Origin of the sequence: Puniceibacterium antarcticum (genome assembly GCF_002760615.1) — a bacterium.
GTDB lineage: Bacteria > Pseudomonadota > Alphaproteobacteria > Rhodobacterales > Rhodobacteraceae > Puniceibacterium > Puniceibacterium antarcticum.
This window is the reverse complement of sequence record NZ_AWWI01000015.1, coordinates 1-16,349: the sequence shown is the minus strand read 5'-3', so window position 1 is coordinate 16,349 and position 16,349 is coordinate 1. Positions and strand designations below refer to the sequence as shown.

The window sequence follows — 16,349 nt, the reverse complement described above, 5'->3', positions numbered from 1 at the left end:
CGAATGCCTCAACTACTTCATCGCCGCAGGATACAAACCCGATTGAACGCGACATCCTCTAAATCGCCCGGCCACCCTGCGGCGGTTGCAATGCACAGCATCACCGGTCACCACCTTACCCATGAGCGCAATCCGTCCCAGAGCCTCGATGGCCGCGTCGAGCTCTGTGCCCCGGGTCGGCGGTCACTGTCGCCAGCGTAAGGCGAAGCCGTGAGGCATAGGCTGATACCATCATGCGGCCTGCGCACTCTCATCCTCGTCACGGGCGCCGCGTAATGCCTTGCCGTCGATGGCGATGACATCACCGTCCTTGAAAAGCGTGGCCGCATCGACGAGCACTTTGCCAAAGGCGGCATCAAGTGCTTTTGGATCAATCACCCGGAAGACCTCAGAGAAGATGCCCTGCGACGGGATGGCATGCTTTAACTTTAGCAAATCTCTTAAAAGGCGCTCTTTTGCGCAACCGAAGGCAGCCATCTCGGCGCATGAGTTCGACCCGCACAAAACCGATACGAAAGCGATGACGAGCAGTTCCCCGAGATCGTGGCGGGAGTTACTGGCCCGCAGATCTGGGACGACGTCGAAGGCCGATAGAAAAATCTGCATGATGATGATGGCTCACGGGCGTTATCCCCAGTTCAGATTCTAACTCGTCTTTGCGTGCAAGAGCCGCCGCTCACGCCCTCAGTGCAAAACGTGATTCCCTTGCATTATTCATTGCCTTTGTATCTGCTTTTCAAAGGTCACCAGATGGAGTAGGCATCCCAATCTTTGGAGATTTGGGACAAATCATGGCACAAAATGCCACCATTTATAAAGTTGAGCTCTCAGTCTCCGACATGGATCGCAACTATTATGAGACCCATAAACTGACTCTGGCTAAGCATCCCTCAGAGACGGATGAACGGATGATGGTGCGCATTGTCGCTTTTGCGTTAAATGCACATGAGCATTTGGAAATGACGAAGGGCCTTTCAACGGATGACGAGCCAGATATTTGGCAAAAAAGCCTGAGCGGCGAGCTTTATGTGTGGGTAGCCCTGGGACTTCCAAGCGAGAAGGTGATGCGTCAATCCTGTGGCAAAGCCGACAGAGTGATTGTCTATCCCTATGGCGGCAGGACAGCAGAGCTGTGGTGGGACAAGATCAAAAACAGCACCACCCGCTTTGACAATCTTCAGGTGATAAATTTTTCCGAGACCGACACAGGCGCACTGGCAAAACTGGCGAGCCGCGCGATGAGGCTCCAAGTCAATATTCAGGACGGCGATGTGATGGTCAGTGTTGATGAAAGCGTCGTTTACGTCACGCCCGTAAAATGGAAGAGTGCTGCCTAGTTGCCGGTTGCGCGCTCAAAAGACGGAGTTGAGTTGCTCAGTTGGAGAACACCGATCGACTGGACAAGTAGCAGGTTTTATGTCGGTCATCAGCCTCCACAGAAATGCAAGGATACTATGACCACTTGCTATGACAGCCCTGCCCTCCAGCTGCGCCTAATTTGCTCGATCCCTTCTGTTATTTTCCGTAAGCGCGACGCCGAGACCCTAGACTGCGAGACCTGACGGTTCTGTCGCAAACTTTGCGGCAATGCGAAATGACTCGTGTCGTTGGCCGCAATTATCCAGCGAGGGCGGTGAATTGTTGGAATGCAGATTGCTCGGTCGACGTGAATTGTCGCTTGTGGATCGTGTGGGCGACTTCGATGCCTTCCAGTTTTGTAGAGGCCGCGCGGAAAGATTTGACCCCCTTCATTTGCCGTGTCAGCTTCTTGATGAACCGTAAGCGCTACGGCGCTACCCTATGGGGCGATGATTGACGGCTGCGCGTAGCGCCATGGCATCAGGTCTTCAATGCCGCTTTGCGGATGGCCGTCGAGGATGGTGCGGAGTGTAGCGTCGAGGTAAGGGCATCACCGATCTTGTTGTAACGGGGGCGGTTGCTGGATTCTGTGTGAGCAGCACGGTCCGAAACGGCGCTGATCTTGGCTTTGCTATGACGGTCGTTCGGGATGCAATCGTCGGCTCTGACATTCCTGCTGCGGGGCTGTCAGCCCAAGTGATTTTCGATGTAACCATGGCGCATTTGGAAGCTGATTTTGCAAGCCTCGTCGAGACGTCTGCCACGATGACCTCGTAACTTAAGCGTCTGCTCCGTCCGTTCTGTTGCCGGTCGGGTGTGCTTGAATGATGCAGCTGCGGCGAAAGGCAGCTTCTGCACGCGGCATCGCAGCATGAAACGTCGCCGATCTCGTCAGAATGCTGAGTTTGCAAGGGCGGCTCCCTGCGCATCGCCGCCGTTCGTCTAGGCCGCAGCGAACGACAGCTATCCGCCGATACTGTTGAAAAACTCCGCTACGCGAAAAATTATTTGGAAAATTGGAATACTGTTCTTGCCAAAAGTTATTTACCAAACATAGTTTTCATAAGGGCACTTTTTCGGGAAAATATTCTCGTGATCCAGCCCGATTGGGCGAGGAGGTGAGTTTTTCAACAGCATCCGCCCGAGCTGCCGATTTCTCGCGAGCGCAGCAAATGACCGGTTTCCGCCCTTCATTACGCCGCCACGCATTATGCTGCACCTGGCTCGACCGTCACGAAAGGGCTGGCTGCAGCCGACGGCAGCTAGCCCAAACGCAACATTCTTCATATGATCGGTGCGTTTAGCTGCGTCCGCGAAATTCCATAGGCAACTTCCCGATAGCGGACACTCGGCCAAGGAATGCTGAAACAATCATAGCTGCGCCCAGTTCGAACGACACAAATGCAGATAGGAGCGTTCATGTGACGGATTCACCGAGAGAGGTGGAATTGCAAACGCAGGCAGAGGCTTCGACTGCGCACTGTCGTAAATCGAAAACGATGTGGCGTTGCTGCGCAAGCGGAGATGGATCGCCCGGTTAGCCTGATGCTCAGGTCTAAGAGGGAACTTGATGGTCAACGTGCTTTCCGGGGTCTGGGCCCTTCTGCTTGGTGTCGTGCTGATTATGCTCGGCAACGGCATGCACTTCACCCTGATTGGTCTGCGCGGTGAGATCGAAGGGTTTTCTTCGACGGAGTTGGCCATTGTGACATCTGGATACTTCCTGGGATTCCTGTCAGGTGCGCGCCTTACGCCGTTGATGATCCAGCGTGTCGGGCATGTGCGTGTGTTTGCGGCCCTTGGCAGTTTCATGTCGGCCGCCCTGATCGCGCTTCCGCTTTTGACGGAACCCTGGGTCTGGACCCTGCTGCGGATCCTTGTGGGGTTTTGCATGTCGGGCGTTTATGTTGCGGCTGAAAGCTGGCTGAACGCTGCGGCCACCAATGAAACCCGTGGAAAGGTTCTGTCGGCCTATATGATCGCCCAGACACTGGGTATCATCGGGGCACAGGGGCTGCTGACGTTGGGCGATGCGGGGACTTCAGTGCTTTTTATCTGTGCGTCCATTCTTGTCTCTGTCTCGTTCGCGCCAATTCTTTTGTCTGCTGCCCAAGTGCCAGTGGTCGAGGTTGCCCGCCCGATGCCTCTGCGAGACCTTTTCCAAGGCTCTCCATTAGGAACCGTGGGCATATTCCTGCTTGGCGGTGTCTATGCAACGCAATCGGGCATGGGGGCAGTTTTTGGCAGCCAGATTGGTCTGACATCAACACAGATCGCTCTTTTCATCGCGATGCTGTTTGCCGGGGCATTGGTGCTGCAATACCCAATTGGCTGGCTGTCGGACAGGATGGACCGGCGCAGGCTTGTCTTTGGTCTGGCCCTACTGGGGGCTTTGTCCTGTCTGCTGGGCTGGCTGACCAGCGGAGGGCTTTGGCCCCTGATGACGGCCGCATTCTTTGCCGGTGGTGTCACGACGCCGCTGTATGCGCTGCTGCTGGCCTATACGAACGATTCCCTTCCCGCCTCGGACATGCCAGCTGCATCCGGCGGGCTTGTCTTTACATTCGGGCTGGGCGCGATTGTAGGCCCCCTGGTTACGGGGTGGGCGATGCAGCGCATGTCTCCCCAAGCCTTCTGGTTGGTCCTTGCCGTGACCTTTCTGGCAATCGCGCTCTACGCACTTTACCGCATGACTCAGCGCAGTGTTGCCTCTGTGGATGAAACTGAGAGCTACCTCAATGTTCTACCAACCGCATCGCCAGTTGCGGTCGAGGCCGCAGCTGAATGGGCGGTCGAGAACGCTGAGGCTGAAGGCGAAAACGTGACCAGGTAGCTCACCTTACCGACAGTTGACTTACATCGGTGCAACCGACGGCGCGCCGCCTCGGCGCAAGGTGATGCTGCAAGCGGCTCAACAGGCAGAGATTCGCAGGAATCGCCACTTTTAAACCCGGTCTGTGGAAAGGGTAAGGTCATATTTCGGGCTGCACGCCTCAGAGAAGAGCGGTCTCTGGACGTGGCTGCAGCATTTTCCCAGGTCGACCGTCTGCACAGCGGAAAAGCAGACATCAGCGTCGCAATGCAAAGAGCTCAGCAACTGTGCCCTTACGATGCAGAGAGTTGTTTCAGATCGTCCAGCAGGGACGGGCCGGAAGGCTCCCAGCTTAGGCGCTCGCGGGTCAGCGTGCTGTCCGACCAGGCGTCGGTCCCGACGAGATGAACGAAGGGGCCGAAATGCGCCTGTGCCTCCTCGGGGCTGAGGGATCGCATTTCGGTGCCGGTCCTCTCAGAGACGGCGGCCGCAATATCAACGAAGGGGATCGCTCCTTCGGCAACGGCATGCCAGCGCGCTCCGCTCGTGCCTGACTCAATTGCCAACCGGTACAGCCGGGCCACGTCGAGAAGATGGGCAGCGCACCAGCGATTTTCGCCCGCGCCGATGTAGGCCGAAACGCCCGTGCGCTGCGCGATCTGCAGAAGGTTCGTGACCAGCCCGTATTTCTCGCGATCATGTACCTGCGGCAGCCGGACGACCGAAACCTTTGCTCTGGTCTCCAGCGCAGTGGCCACGGCTTCCTCGCTCGCCGCGCGCGGCGAGACCTTCGAGCTTTTGGGGCCATCGGTTTCGCGAGCGGGATGCCCTTGGGCCCTCTCGGCGACCATCGTCGTCGAAGTCACGACCAGTGGCGCGCCGGTGAGGGCCAGCTGCGTGGCCATGTGTTCAATGAGTCGACGGTCATTCTCGCAGTTCTCTTTGAAGCGCGCAAAGTCGTGGTCGAATGCGGTGTGGATCGCGCCCTCGGCCTCTGCCAAAGCAGCATCGAGCGACGCCGGGCTCTCGATGTCGCCCCTCACCGGCGTGCCGCCCTGGGCGCGCACGGTCTCGGCACCCGCGTCCGAGCGCACGAGGCCGGCAACCTCATGTCCTGCGGCAACCAGCTCGGCCGTGATATGGCGGCCAAGAAATCCGCTGGCCCCTGTCAAGAAAATTTTCATGGTCTTCTCCTTCGTTCTATTGACGGTTGATATCGCGCAGGATGCGAACTAACCATACGAGCAAGTCCTGAATAAATTCGCGAGCGTCCCGAATGGATCCTCTGTCCGACATCCTCACGCTTCTGCGCCCCTCCAGTCACATCACCGCCGGGTTCCGTGCGGGCGGGGACTGGGCGGTTTCCTTCGACGACTTAAACCACCGCATCAAGTGTTACGCCGTGATCTCCGGCAGCTGTTGGCTGGCGTTGGACGGCGGCGCTCCGCTGCGCCTGTCGACAGGCGACTGTTTCGTGCTGCCAACCGGGCTGCCGTTCCGGCTGGCGAGCGACCTCGCGTTGGAGGCACGTCCGGCCGCCGCACTCTTTGCGCAGGCCCGGCGCGGGGGTGAGGTGACGCTGGGCGATGGCCACGACCTGCACCTGGTGGGCAGCCGTTTCGACACGGATCCGCGCTATGCCGCGACGATGCTGGCACCTCTGCCGCCGGTCATCCATATCCAACGCCCTGCGGAACGCTCGGTTTTGAGATGGTCAATCGACCAGATGATGCGTGAACTGGCAGATGCCCGCCCCGGCGCGGCGCTGGCCGCAGACCACCTGTCGCACCTGATGTTGCTGCAGGCCCTTCGTACGCCCCAAGCTCAGGAGGCGGCCCCGCCCGGCTGGTATCGCGCGTCTTTCGACCCGCAGCTGGGTCGGGCGATGGAGGCGATCCACAGCCGTCCGGCTCAATCCTGGACCGTTGGCACCCTTGCGCAGGAAGCGGGTCTGTCACGCACTGTGTTCGCTGCACGCTTTGCCGCGCAGGTGGGGGAAACTCCGGTGGCCTATATGCGCCGCTGGCGCATGCTGCGCGCCGCAGATCTACTGGTGAACAGCAGGCTGCCGCTGGCCGGGATCGCTGAAACGGTGGGCTACGATTCTGAAGCTGCCTTTGCGACGGCGTTCCGAAAGACGATGGGGGCTCCGCCGCGGAGATATGCTCAAAGCGCCAGATAACGGATCGGCTGCTTGTCGCTATGGGCTCGGAGCTGCCTTGCGGCAGTATAGCACGAGCTCAGCCTCTCAAAAACGCATCGAGGAGCACATCGTGCGGCGGTTGCCGGCCCTTTCGAGACCTTCGTGCCTGATGCAGCGACATCGTTGCTGCGGGCGCAACATCCCGAGGTCAACTTCCTGAAAGCTGACGCTCGGCGCACCGCTACGGCGCTAGGTGGTGCTGCAGGCTGCTCGATCGTCACCGATGCGCAGGAAGCCGCCTCTGCAAACTCAGCCTTCTGAGGAGATCGGGCAGCGTTCCATCCAGCGGTGCCGCGAGCGGAAGCCGCCGTTCGCTGCAGCTCGCGCTGACCGCAGCCACAAACCTTAGACAAAGCTGACCTTGCTCTCTGGAGACATTTTGGTCGATTGAGCTTTTGTGCAGACAATAGCTTGATCAGCTCTCGTGAACTTCGCGTTGTCCACAAGTGTCAGCGACAAATCACGACGCGGGACCTCTTTGCATTATTGTCAAAGCTGGATCCTGCATGTCCCAATCAAGGGCACGGCACCCGTAGGTGACGAAGGAAGGATGGAATGTCGTCGGATCGTCCAAACTGCCTGGAAGGATCGCCGTGACATCCGGACTGGCCGCGAAGGTCACATGCGTCGGCGTCCCGCAGATCGGGCAAAAGCCATGGGACTTCTCGTTCCCGCTGTCGCCGGCGATGCGCCAGGCTTTCGCGCCTCCCGTGAAATTGACCGCACCGCGCCCTGTGAAAACGATGTAAGACGCATGCCCGGTCCCGCTGCGTTTCTGGCAATGCAGGCATTGGCAGTGAAGTTCGGCAATAGGCGTGCCTGTCGCCTCATACCGGAGGGCGCCGCACGCGCATCCGCCAGCGTAGATCTTTTCGGTCATGGAAATTCCTCCTGCGATATGATGAGTGCCGTCACAAACCGAGCCCTTCGCCGGTTTCGAGATATGATTTCAGGCTCGAAAGCACATGCGGCCAGCCCTTGCTGATGCCGTTCAGCATGCCGCTGCCCGGCTGCAACTCGTCGTGTGTCACGGTCAGCTTCACCAGATCGTCCTGTTGTGCGATGTCGAAGGTGACGCGGCTGTACTGGTCTGGGTCGCTCTGCTGCGACTCGTTCGCCCAGTTTATCACGAGGCGACGGGGCGGATCGCTTTCGAGGACGGTCCCGACAAGATCGACAGTGCGCGCGTCGTTTGCGCGGACATGCTGCCAGGCAGAGCCGGGTTGCCAATCCTCCGACACGTTCTCATGTCCCCAGTAGCGGCGGGTCACGTCGGGCTTCGTGATCGCCTCGAAGACCTTTTCAGGTGTTGTCCGGATGAAGGTGACGTAGATGAAGCTGGCAGATTTGTCGGTCATTCGTCTTTCCTTTCAAGTTGTTCCTTGAGGTCATGAAGGAGGCTGAGACGCGCGGTCTCGAACTTGCGGATCCACCGCTCGTAGACATCGTGAAGCGGGACCGGGTTTATGAAGTGCAGCTTCTCGCGCCCGCGCCGTGTGGTGCTGATCAAGTTCGCGCCTTCCAGCAATGCAAGGTGCTGGGTCACGGACTGGCGCGTCATGTCCATCGCTTCGCAAAGCTGGCCGAGAGTCTGACCGTTCTCGTCACACAGGCGATCGAGCAGCGACCTGCGACTTGAGTCCGCCAGCGCCTTGAAGACCTTGCCATCATCCATCAATTTTCCTGCTGTCATCATGCGTCAATATGCAGGTATTTGCCTGCCTGTAAAGATATGCAGTAAAATACCTGCATATCTTGGTGCCTTAAACGCTCTAAACTGTCAATCGCCAGCTATGCAAAGCTGATCAAAAAGGGCTGACAGCTGCCTTGCGGCGGAGCAGCATGAAGGCACCGGCCGAAACCGCCTCAGGGCTGGCTGCAGTCGACTGCAGCCAGCCTATTCCGTTCTCTAATGAGTCAATGTCTGACGGCTCTGTCCTGAGCGGTTGTCTTTTGCCTTTCGGGTGCCTTCGTTCTCTGCGTGCTCGATATCGGCACTTTATGGGGTAAGCTGGGTGCGAGAGTGGCGATGTTGAAATCGCAGTCGGCTGTGATCTGCCGCGAGCTACAGAATAGGCGCCATTATCTGCTCCCTCCCTCGGGAGCTCGTGGCGGTCTCCTTTCTCGTTGACCGGTGTCTGGTTTTGGGGGCCTTCTTCAGGCCGCGTGGAAGTCGGTGTCGGTGTTGAGCATCGCATGCATGATCACGGCCAGGCGGCGGGCCAGCGCGATCCGGACTTTGCGCATGTTGGATCTCTGCGCGATTGCCAGTGCCCAATCCTTCAGTTTCAGCGCTCCCTTGTAGCGCGTCAGCATGACGTTAGCTGTCTCGTAGAGCAGCGTTCGGACGCGGCGATCTCCAGTTTTCGATATATGGCCAGTATAGTCGACCTCACCAGACTGATAACGTCGGGCTGTAGTATGGGCCGCCTTAACCAGAGGCCCAACAGTCAGGACGCGATGGAATTCGCCTCGGCAGCGACCTCATCCGATATACCCAGCTTGGTCTGAAGGTCGGAAAGATACCGCTGATCCGATTCACGATCACCATTCAGTGCAGCCCGGGACGCCATATAGAACTCTTCGGCTGCCTCAGTATCGTCGATCTGGGTCAGAAGGGCGTCCAGTGGTTTTGGATTGGCGATCTCGCATTCCATGATTTCGCGCTCCGCCGCTGTTGCATCGGCCTCTTCGATCGCCTGCATGATACGGCCCCGTTCTTCCTGGGACAGGGAGCCGTCCGAATAGGCGGCGGTGATCATTGCCCGGATCATGAGAAGTGCTTCATCTTCGCTGATCCGTCCGGCTGCCACCTCGCCCTTGCGCAGTTCCTCGTCGCCCGATGCGTGCGTGGTACCCGATGCATCTGTGGTACCGGCGGATTGCCGAGAATCGGCCGATCCGCCCGCAAGTATTTCCTGCGCGGTGTCGCGAAGCTTGTCGATCAGGCCGCCGCCCTGCTGCCCGCCGGTGTTGCCTGCGTGTCGCCTCTGGCTGTTCTGGTAGGCCTGATAAGCCATGTAACCCAGTCCAGCGAGGCCAAGCTTGGAGCCTAGACCGCCCCGTGATCCAAGAAGACCAATGGCCGATGCGGTGCCGAGCGCCCCGACATTTCTTCCGCGCCCACCCATCCGTGTGGCCAGCATTGTGCCCAGAATACGTTTCATGCTCATGACGGTCTCCTTTTTGACGCGAGCTGACGTTGCCCGGATCTGAATTCCTGATCGGTGATTTGGATCACCATCGCGACTGAACGCCCCGAAAACCCGATGGTTCCAGACAGACGCCAGCCTCAGACGCCTCTGAAAGACTGGCCGAAGCCATCACTATTTTCTGACCCCTCCTACAGGCCGGTTTGGAAATTGCATAGGTCTGCGGGGCTGGGAACACGGACGGTGGCCAGGGCATTTCTGCCCACATTGCAAAAGGCTAGATACATGACTGACAAGACCCGGAAACGGACCACCCCCAAAAGCAAACATGGCACGCAGGCCACGCAAACCAAGATCGTTGAGGACACCTTGCCGACGGCTCTGATGATGTGACCGCCCCCCGACGGCATCAATCTGCCAAGGTGGGTCTGCAACGATCCATAAAGGAAATCGGTCATGTCGAAGATTATCACGGTGGGACTGGATCTGGCGAAGAATGTATTTCAGGTGCATGGAGCTGATGGCGCAGGCCGAGCGGTTCTGCGCAAGAAGTTGCGACGAGCGCAGGTATTGGAGTTTTTCGGCCAGCTGCCGCCGTGCGTTTTCGCGATGGAAGCCTGTGGCGGCGCTCATTTCTGGGCGCGCGAGATTGGCAAACTGGGCCATGACGTTCGGTTTATCCCGCCAGCCTACGTCAAGCCCTTCGTCAAGCGCCAGAAAAACGATGCGGCAGATGCCGAGGCTATTTGCAAAGCAGCGCAACATCCGACGATGCGCTTTGTGCCCGTGAAGAGCGAAGCGACCCAAGGGGAAGCGATGGTTTTTCGGGTCCGAGAGCTTTTGATTCGGCCGCGCACGCAGGTGATCAACGCCCTGCGTGGCCATCTTACAGAGTTCGGGCGCCCACGGCGGACAACCACCCGCCGGGGTCTGCTTCAACAGCATTGAAACCGATCTGCAGGTGCAGGCAGTAGCTTAAATCAGCCGGAAATCTGTCCAAGAGCTGGGGAGTACCTCACTGCGCTGCCTCAAGTCGCTGCGAGCCCTCTTTGATAGATGCTACGGAGAGGGAGTATTTCAGTCGGTTCTGTCGCAAATTTCTAAAGTTTACGGAGATAGCCCTGGGCTGTCAGCTTTCGCTTTACTTCGTTACTCATCCTGTCCTCACTTTCGCTAATAACGATGTTACAGCCCATCACAGTTTGAAATTGAAACCCATCCCTTCGTCAGTCAAAGGCACGGACCGGACCTTCGCTGAGCAGAGCACGAGCGTCAACACTACGGACGGAGCTGCCGTTGCACTATTTCTACTTCTGGCTTCTTACCCTGCACGACAGGGAGTGCAGGAACATGAAACTTTGGCCACACATCTCAATCGCGGAGGACTTCAGGCGGTGGCGGTCTGCCTCGCACCTCTGGTTGCCCGTCGTCATCGAGATTGCGCAAAAGACAAATATAGATGCCGTCTCCCCCACTTCGTTTAAAACCGGCACCAATCTTGTTGTCGATTTGAATGGCAACGCCATCTTGAAAGTTTTCCCGCCGATCTATGCCGCACAGTTCGCGGCTGAACGACTTGCGCTGCGCCAGCTCGACGGCCGTTTGTCCGTCCCTATTCCCCGAATACTGGCAGAAGGAGAGGACAGCGGATGGTCATGGCTGATCATCACCAAGCTGCCCGGCACAGTAGGGTCCGAGGTCTGGCCGGTGCTATCCGAGCAAGAACGCATCTACATTCTGGGCGACATCGGGCGCACGATTGCAGAGGTCCAGGCCGTCGATCCCGGAGAGTTGCTTGAGATGTGGCCAGAGTTCGTCAAGCGTCAAGCCGAAGGCTGCATCGAGCGACATAGACATTAGGGATTAGAAGAAGCGCTGTTGGCCGAATTACCGGCTCTTCTGCGCGCGGCGCCCTCAGTACTGCCTGCGGAAGTGGAGCCTGTTATCTTGACCGGGGAATGGATTCCGGAAAATCTGCTTCTGACAGAAACGTATGATGGCTGGCGGCTAGCCGCTGTCATCGACTTCGGCGACGTGATGACAGGCTGGCGCGAATACGATCTTTTGGGCCCGAGCACCTTCATGTGTGCGGGCGTCCCCGACCGCCTCTAGGCTTTCTTTAAAGGCTATGGTATGCTTGCGAAGGATTATGACGATGCAATGCGGCGACGCCTGACGACGCTAATGATGCTCCACGGGGCCAGTGACCTGCGCCACATCGCGATCAGCGAATGGAAGTCCTCCGTCAGAAGGCTGGAGGATCTTGAAGACATAATCTGGCCCAAGATCCTGTAAGCACCAACCCTCACGACTGGTGGCTCTGGGCTTATTCCGTTGAAAAGCTCCGCTACGCGAAAAATAACTTGGAAAATTGGATTTTTTTCGCACCATGGGTTATTTGCTGGATATCACGTGGCGGATTGGAAACGCGCCCCCGGTCTTTGCCAGCAGCGGTTCAACCAACGTCGCGAAACCTAGCTGATCGGCGGCGATGATTTCAGCCATGCCTTCCAGCTTACGCCCACGCTGAGGAAAAACGGCTATCAGGCCGACACAGACCGCGGGATTTGCCCGGATGTTCCTGACACTGCGCCCCGAGGCGATATCGGCGATCACAAACCGGTCGGAGCTTGTTTCGTCATAGATCTACTTTGGAGAAACATTCGGCCTGTTGCTGGAATCCACGGTTGCGAGCCGGCAGAGAACGGACCTTCCCAGCTCCGTGAACTTGCTGGTCATGTGCGTTTCTCGAAGATGAGGCGGATACCGAAAAGCACAAGAAACGTCCCCATGATCCGCTCGATCCAGACGCCAAACCGCCTGTAGGCCGCTCGCGCCGGTCTGGTGGAGAGCAACCAGACGACCAGCCCGTACCACAGGATTTCCAAAGCAAAGCCTCCGCCCAGTATCGCGACCTTTGCGGGCATGGAGGTGTCCGCTGGAATCGTTGCCGCATAAAGGCTGATGAAAAACGCAATTCCCTTAGGGTTGCTCAGATTGACGACAAGGCCGAGACGAAAACCCCGCGCGAAGCTGTCTTGCGCCAAGGGAATGCCGCCTCCGTCCTCCGGGTCAGGCCGATGCAGCCAACTCTTGACCCCGAGATAAACCAGAAACAGGCCACCGGCTATCTGTACCGCTCCCGCCAACCAGCTGATCCGAGTGAGCAACAGGGCAAGACCCGACATACTCAGGATTGCATAGAGCGTTGCAGCACAGGCCAGACCGAGGGTTGCGCCGATGGCGGTCTGCCTCGCCCCGGAAATCGCCAAGCGCGAAATAAGGGCAAAATTCGGACCGGGGCTGATTACAATGGCCGCGTAGAGAAAAAGTACCGTCGTTATGACTGCGATTTCGGTCGTCATTTCCGCCCTCCGTTGCTCTGCAACAGCTTATGCCGATTTATCGGCAAATCCAAGGCGAGCGAGCGGGAGAAAACGGCTCGGAGTTGCCGTCCGCTGCACACAGCAGCAGTGTCACCGGTTCTGTCGCAAACTTTCGGGTGAAGCGAGATGAGACTTCTGCTGGACGCAACTATCCCGCCAACTGGCCGAACTGCGCGAAGCCGGACAGCCCTGATTGATCGAATTGCCCTTTACGGATCATGTGAGCGACTTCGATGCCTGCCAGAGTGGCTGCCGCTGAATTGAGCGATTTAAAGGTCTGCATAGGGCGCGTAATCCTTTTGATAAAGCGATGGTCCTGCTCAATGATATTATTCAGATATTTCACCTGCAGGACGTCGATCAACCAGCACCAGCTCTTCATAACCAGTAGGCAATTCATCTTGAACAGCCCCGCTGCGTTCGATCCGCTTTTGTCGATGACAACCTTATCCGGCCAGCCATTGTTGCCGATGGCTTTAGCGAAGAACGCGGTCGCAGCGGCCTCATCGCGACGCTCAGATAGCATAAAATCAATGGTTTTGCCGCTGTTGTCGACCGCTCGATAGAGATACGTCCACTTGCCCTTAACCTTGATATAGGTTTCATCCATCCGCCATGATTGACCGGTCGGCATCTTCCTGCGATGGCATGGCTTCGGTCTCGAAGTCGTTGCCAAAACCGGGCATATAGTCGTCATGGAGGGCTGTCGTTCCGGCAGCACGTTTCAGGCCGGACAGCTTTGTCATGTGGTTCATCGAAGTTTCCTCCCTCGTTGATGATTGATGTGTTGATAGTTAAGTTTGTAACTAACAAGCTTGAATTTGTCGGAGCTGCACAAAATGAGTCATGAAGATTTTGAGCTTGCCGGGTTTACACCCTACCTTCTCAACCAAGCGGCAGAGGCCCAAAGCCTTGTCTTTTCAAAAATTTACAAGGACCGTTACGGTATGTTGCGCACAGAATGGCGGGTCCTGTTCCATCTCGGGCGCTACGGAGAGATGACGGCCAAGGAAATTTCCGAGAGCGCCATGATTCACAAGACAAAGATTTCCCGCGCTGTTCGCGACCTCGAGGTAAAGCGATTCCTGGCTCGGGAGGTCATCGAAACAGATCGCCGCGTCGAGCGGCTGACCCTGCGCCCGCCCGGCAAAGACGCGTTCGACTACCTTGTCCGGGCCGCCGCCGATTACGAAGATCGACTGGCTGCAAGGCTGGGATCTGGAGAGGCACAGTTGCTCAAGCGTCTGCTGAAAAAACTGGGGTAGCGTAGCCGAACGCAAGGTCAGGGCAAGCCTCGCCGCCTCAGGAACGTCTTAGAATCCGATTCTAAACTAACTCATTGTTTTCGGTGCTTTACCAGATAGCGGGTGACGCGCCGGATGTTTGCGATGAGCACCCACGCTTCGGCGCTGGCGATGGATTTCTCCCAATCTTTTGACAGACGGCGGCATCGTCCGAGCCAAGAAAGGGTGCGTTCCACGACCCAGCGGCGGGGCAGAACGTCGAAGCCTTTGGCGGAATCCGAGCGCTTGGCGATCTGTAGCGTCCTGCGCGCGATCTGTGTGAGCGCCTCCCTGAGCTTCGGCCCTGCATAGCCGCCGTCCGCAAAAATGTGGCGCAGCATGGGGTATCGCTTAGCGACAGCCTCCAACACATTCGGCGCACCGTCCATTGCCCGGCAGGCGATTGCGAAGCACTCTGCCGAGAGGGGCGATCAAGGCAGAGCTGATCTGGCGACGGCCATGGGAAACGAGGCGCCAAGATGAGATGGCGATCTTCGGATACATCATCAACAGCTTCTACAATTCGGGCTGCCGACACTCAACGCAGGGCTGGAAAAGCCCTGTCGCCTTCGAACGGAAGGTGGCTTAAACGAGCACTTGGGGCGGCACGAAAGCGGGACAGGTCCAGTCCCAACAAAAAGGAATACCAGGATGAGACATCCGATTGCCTGCCACCTGCCACTTCTTCTTGCCACTCTGGCGCTGAACATGAGCCCTGCCCATGCCGAAATTTCCCTGCCCACGGAGGTGATGGTTGATTACCAGCTTGGCAACGGCTATCCGCCACCAGCCGGTGTTACTGCCGTAGTGCGTGACAGCACTGCCACCCCGGCACCCGGGCTGTTCAACATCTGCTATGTCAATGGTTATCAGACTCAACCGGGTGCCATCTGGCCCGCCGGGCTTCTGGTGCCAGGGCCAGACGGAGCGCCGCTTGCCGATCCGAACTGGCCGGATGAGTACATATTTGACCTGTCAAGCGCCGAACATCGCCCCAAGATTCTGCAGCTGGTCTTGCCCATGCTGCAAACCTGCGCCGACAAGGGCTTCGTGGCGGTAGAGTTCGATAACCTTGACAGCTACACCCGCTCAAACGGACATATGAGTCTGGATGACTCAGTCGCCTTTGCCAAACTGCTGGTCAATGCCGCGCATGACATGGGTTTAGCCGCCGGTCAAAAGAACACCTCCGAATTGGGGCAAAGGGGGCGAGACGAGATAGGGTTCGATTTTGCCGTCGTTGAAGAATGTTACCGCTGGGACGAATGCGCGGCTTATACCGAAGTTTACGGCGATCAAGTCGTCGGAATCGAATATGCCGATAGCCTGCGTGGCACGTTTGGCGATGCATGCGCCGATCCGACCCGTCCCCGTAGCCTGATCCTGCGCGACCGGATGCTGACACCCGCCGGACATCCGAATTATGTGTTCGACCATTGCTAAACGGCCATCACGTTGGCTTCATGTGACCTCGGCATTCCTCGCGTTGCCATTGTCAGGTTATTTCCCAGCGCTTGAATAAGGGGTGTTGTCACGTTAACTCGCCGAGTTTGCAAGTTGGCATGCCTTCGTTGATCAAGCGACATTTGCCGCGTTTTCCCACGCCTCGAATGCTTCGAGACGATCGTCGCGTATGGTGAGAGCGGAACGACGGCGAGCTGGTACGGAGAAACGATTGCGGGTTGCGGACTGCAAGAGACGAAGCGCTGCAATCCATGCATTTTTATACCACGCGGCACGTGATGGCGCCATAAAAACAGGGCTTTTTGGCTTATATAATCAGCCCACACGGGCCGGCGGTGCGCCCCAATCCGGCCTGCGCCAATCAATCCCCTACCAGAGCATTGCCAGCTGTGCGGAGGTCAGGCGGGCGGCCCCCTCGGTCATCGCAGGCCAGCGAAAGCGGCCGCGTTCCAGCACTTTGTAATAGAGGCAAAAGCCCTGACCATCCCAATACAAAAGCTTCAGCCGGTCGCCCCTGCGGCCGCGAAAGGCGAAGACTGCACCGCCCGTCGGCTTCTGGCGCAGCACATCCTGGGTCAGTGCGGCCAGGTCAGCGATGCCCTTGCGCATATCTGTCACGCCGCAAGCTCCGTAGACGCGCACACCCGTGCCGGGGCCAATCATACCGCCTCCACCGCGCGGATCAGCTGC

The 16,349-nt window shown here is 57.8% G+C and carries 18 protein-coding genes and 7 pseudogenes; 11 read left to right on the top strand and 14 right to left on the bottom strand.

Annotation, left to right across the window (positions count from 1 at the left end):
• Positions 1-231: 231 nt before the first annotated feature.
• Complete coding sequence (locus P775_RS00715) at positions 232-606, bottom strand: ISAs1 family transposase (protein WP_245875511.1); 375 nt, start codon at positions 604-606, stop codon at positions 232-234.
• 185 nt (positions 607-791) lie between these two features.
• On the opposite strand from P775_RS00715, the gene P775_RS00710 reads away from it, so the two are divergent.
• The 3 genes from P775_RS00710 (at position 792) to P775_RS00695 (ending at position 4,192) form a co-directional block, all read left to right on the top strand.
• Positions 792-1,337 (top strand): YaeQ family protein, encoded by a 546-nt coding sequence (locus P775_RS00710; RefSeq protein WP_099909160.1) that lies wholly within the window; start codon positions 792-794, stop codon positions 1,335-1,337.
• Between the two features lie 613 nt (positions 1,338-1,950).
• On the top strand, positions 1,951-2,136 hold the full coding sequence (locus P775_RS00700) for a hypothetical protein (RefSeq protein ID WP_245875510.1): 186 nt from the start codon (positions 1,951-1,953) through the stop codon (positions 2,134-2,136).
• Between the two features lie 793 nt (positions 2,137-2,929).
• Positions 2,930-4,192, top strand: coding sequence for an MFS transporter (locus tag P775_RS00695; protein WP_099909158.1), 1,263 nt, complete (start codon positions 2,930-2,932; stop codon positions 4,190-4,192).
• Between the two features lie 272 nt (positions 4,193-4,464).
• Here P775_RS00695 and P775_RS00690 read toward each other — a convergent pair whose 3' ends face one another.
• Complete coding sequence (locus P775_RS00690) at positions 4,465-5,355, bottom strand: SDR family oxidoreductase (RefSeq protein WP_099909157.1); 891 nt, start codon at positions 5,353-5,355, stop codon at positions 4,465-4,467.
• Between the two features lie 92 nt (positions 5,356-5,447).
• Here P775_RS00690 and P775_RS00685 point away from each other — a divergent pair, with 92 nt between their 5' ends.
• Positions 5,448-6,353 (top strand): AraC family transcriptional regulator, encoded by a 906-nt coding sequence (locus P775_RS00685; protein WP_099909156.1) that lies wholly within the window; start codon positions 5,448-5,450, stop codon positions 6,351-6,353.
• A 123-nt stretch (positions 6,354-6,476) separates the two neighbouring features.
• Complete coding sequence (locus tag P775_RS27850; protein WP_218967594.1) at positions 6,477-6,635, top strand: hypothetical protein; 159 nt, start codon at positions 6,477-6,479, stop codon at positions 6,633-6,635.
• Positions 6,636-6,834: 199 nt separating this feature from the next.
• On the opposite strand, the gene P775_RS00680 is transcribed toward P775_RS27850, so the two are convergent.
• The 5 genes and pseudogenes from P775_RS00680 to P775_RS00660 form a co-directional block, all read right to left on the bottom strand.
• Positions 6,835-7,254: a GFA family protein gene (locus P775_RS00680; RefSeq protein WP_099909155.1), complete on the bottom strand. Its 420-nt coding sequence runs from the start codon at positions 7,252-7,254 to the stop codon at positions 6,835-6,837.
• A 31-nt stretch (positions 7,255-7,285) separates the two neighbouring features.
• Complete coding sequence (locus P775_RS00675) at positions 7,286-7,732, bottom strand: SRPBCC family protein (RefSeq protein ID WP_099909154.1); 447 nt, start codon at positions 7,730-7,732, stop codon at positions 7,286-7,288.
• Entirely contained in the window at positions 7,729-8,049 is a 321-nt protein-coding gene (locus P775_RS00670; RefSeq protein ID WP_099909153.1) for an ArsR/SmtB family transcription factor, read from the bottom strand. Before P775_RS00670 ends, P775_RS00675 begins: the two co-directional genes overlap by 4 nt.
• Before the next feature lie 482 nt (positions 8,050-8,531).
• Positions 8,532-8,840, bottom strand: a pseudogene (locus P775_RS00665) (transposase); the annotation flags it as partial.
• Positions 8,825-9,547: a DUF533 domain-containing protein gene (locus P775_RS00660; RefSeq protein WP_099909152.1), complete on the bottom strand. Its 723-nt coding sequence runs from the start codon at positions 9,545-9,547 to the stop codon at positions 8,825-8,827. The gene P775_RS00660 and the pseudogene P775_RS00665, both read right to left, overlap by 16 nt.
• Before the next feature lie 435 nt (positions 9,548-9,982).
• Between P775_RS00660 and P775_RS00655 the strand changes: the two are divergent.
• The 3 genes and pseudogenes from P775_RS00655 to P775_RS28370 all read left to right on the top strand — a co-directional run.
• Positions 9,983-10,459: pseudogene (locus P775_RS00655) on the top strand (IS110 family RNA-guided transposase); the annotation flags it as partial.
• 417 nt (positions 10,460-10,876) lie between these two features.
• A pseudogene (locus tag P775_RS28680) lies at positions 10,877-11,638 on the top strand (aminoglycoside phosphotransferase family protein).
• A 21-nt stretch (positions 11,639-11,659) separates the two neighbouring features.
• Positions 11,660-11,821, top strand: coding sequence for a hypothetical protein (locus P775_RS28370; protein ID WP_218967591.1), 162 nt, complete (start codon positions 11,660-11,662; stop codon positions 11,819-11,821).
• A gap of 99 nt (positions 11,822-11,920) precedes the next feature.
• Here the strand turns inward: P775_RS28370 and P775_RS00645 are convergent, their stop codons facing one another.
• The 4 genes and pseudogenes from P775_RS00645 to P775_RS27845 all read right to left on the bottom strand — a co-directional run bounded on the left by P775_RS00645 (position 11,921) and on the right by P775_RS27845 (position 13,667).
• Positions 11,921-12,142 carry a PNPOx family protein gene (locus P775_RS00645; RefSeq protein WP_099909151.1) on the bottom strand — a complete coding sequence of 74 codons (222 nt, stop codon included), beginning with the start codon at positions 12,140-12,142 and terminating at the stop codon, positions 11,921-11,923.
• A gap of 119 nt (positions 12,143-12,261) precedes the next feature.
• On the bottom strand, positions 12,262-12,891 hold the full coding sequence (locus P775_RS00640; RefSeq protein WP_099909150.1) for a LysE family translocator: 630 nt from the start codon (positions 12,889-12,891) through the stop codon (positions 12,262-12,264).
• 169 nt (positions 12,892-13,060) lie between these two features.
• A pseudogene (locus tag P775_RS00635) lies at positions 13,061-13,555 on the bottom strand (IS6 family transposase); the annotation flags it as partial.
• Positions 13,515-13,667, bottom strand: coding sequence for a hypothetical protein (locus P775_RS27845; protein ID WP_180287267.1), 153 nt, complete (start codon positions 13,665-13,667; stop codon positions 13,515-13,517). The gene P775_RS27845 and the pseudogene P775_RS00635, both read right to left, overlap by 41 nt.
• A gap of 66 nt (positions 13,668-13,733) precedes the next feature.
• Here P775_RS27845 and P775_RS00630 point away from each other — a divergent pair, with 66 nt between their 5' ends.
• The gene (locus P775_RS00630; RefSeq protein WP_342749620.1) at positions 13,734-14,177 is read left to right on the top strand and encodes a MarR family winged helix-turn-helix transcriptional regulator; all 444 of its coding nucleotides are present in this window, start codon (positions 13,734-13,736) and stop codon (positions 14,175-14,177) included.
• 71 nt (positions 14,178-14,248) lie between these two features.
• Here P775_RS00630 and P775_RS00625 read toward each other — a convergent pair.
• Positions 14,249-14,581, bottom strand: a pseudogene (locus tag P775_RS00625) (transposase); the annotation flags it as partial.
• A 44-nt stretch (positions 14,582-14,625) separates the two neighbouring features.
• Here P775_RS00625 and P775_RS00620 point away from each other — a divergent pair.
• Both P775_RS00620 and P775_RS00615 read left to right on the top strand, forming a co-directional pair.
• Positions 14,626-14,784, top strand: a pseudogene (locus tag P775_RS00620) (IS3 family transposase); the annotation flags it as partial.
• A gap of 62 nt (positions 14,785-14,846) precedes the next feature.
• Entirely contained in the window at positions 14,847-15,638 is a 792-nt protein-coding gene (locus tag P775_RS00615) for an endo alpha-1,4 polygalactosaminidase (protein ID WP_099909148.1), read from the top strand.
• A gap of 132 nt (positions 15,639-15,770) precedes the next feature.
• On the opposite strand, the pseudogene P775_RS29650 reads toward P775_RS00615, so the two are convergent.
• Both P775_RS29650 and tnpB read right to left on the bottom strand, forming a co-directional pair.
• Positions 15,771-15,913 (bottom strand): annotated as a pseudogene (locus tag P775_RS29650) (IS6 family transposase); the annotation flags it as partial.
• Positions 15,914-16,028: 115 nt separating this feature from the next.
• Positions 16,029-16,349 (bottom strand): IS66 family insertion sequence element accessory protein TnpB (gene tnpB / locus P775_RS00605; protein WP_425439868.1); only part of this gene is annotated, 321 nt, incomplete at its 5' end.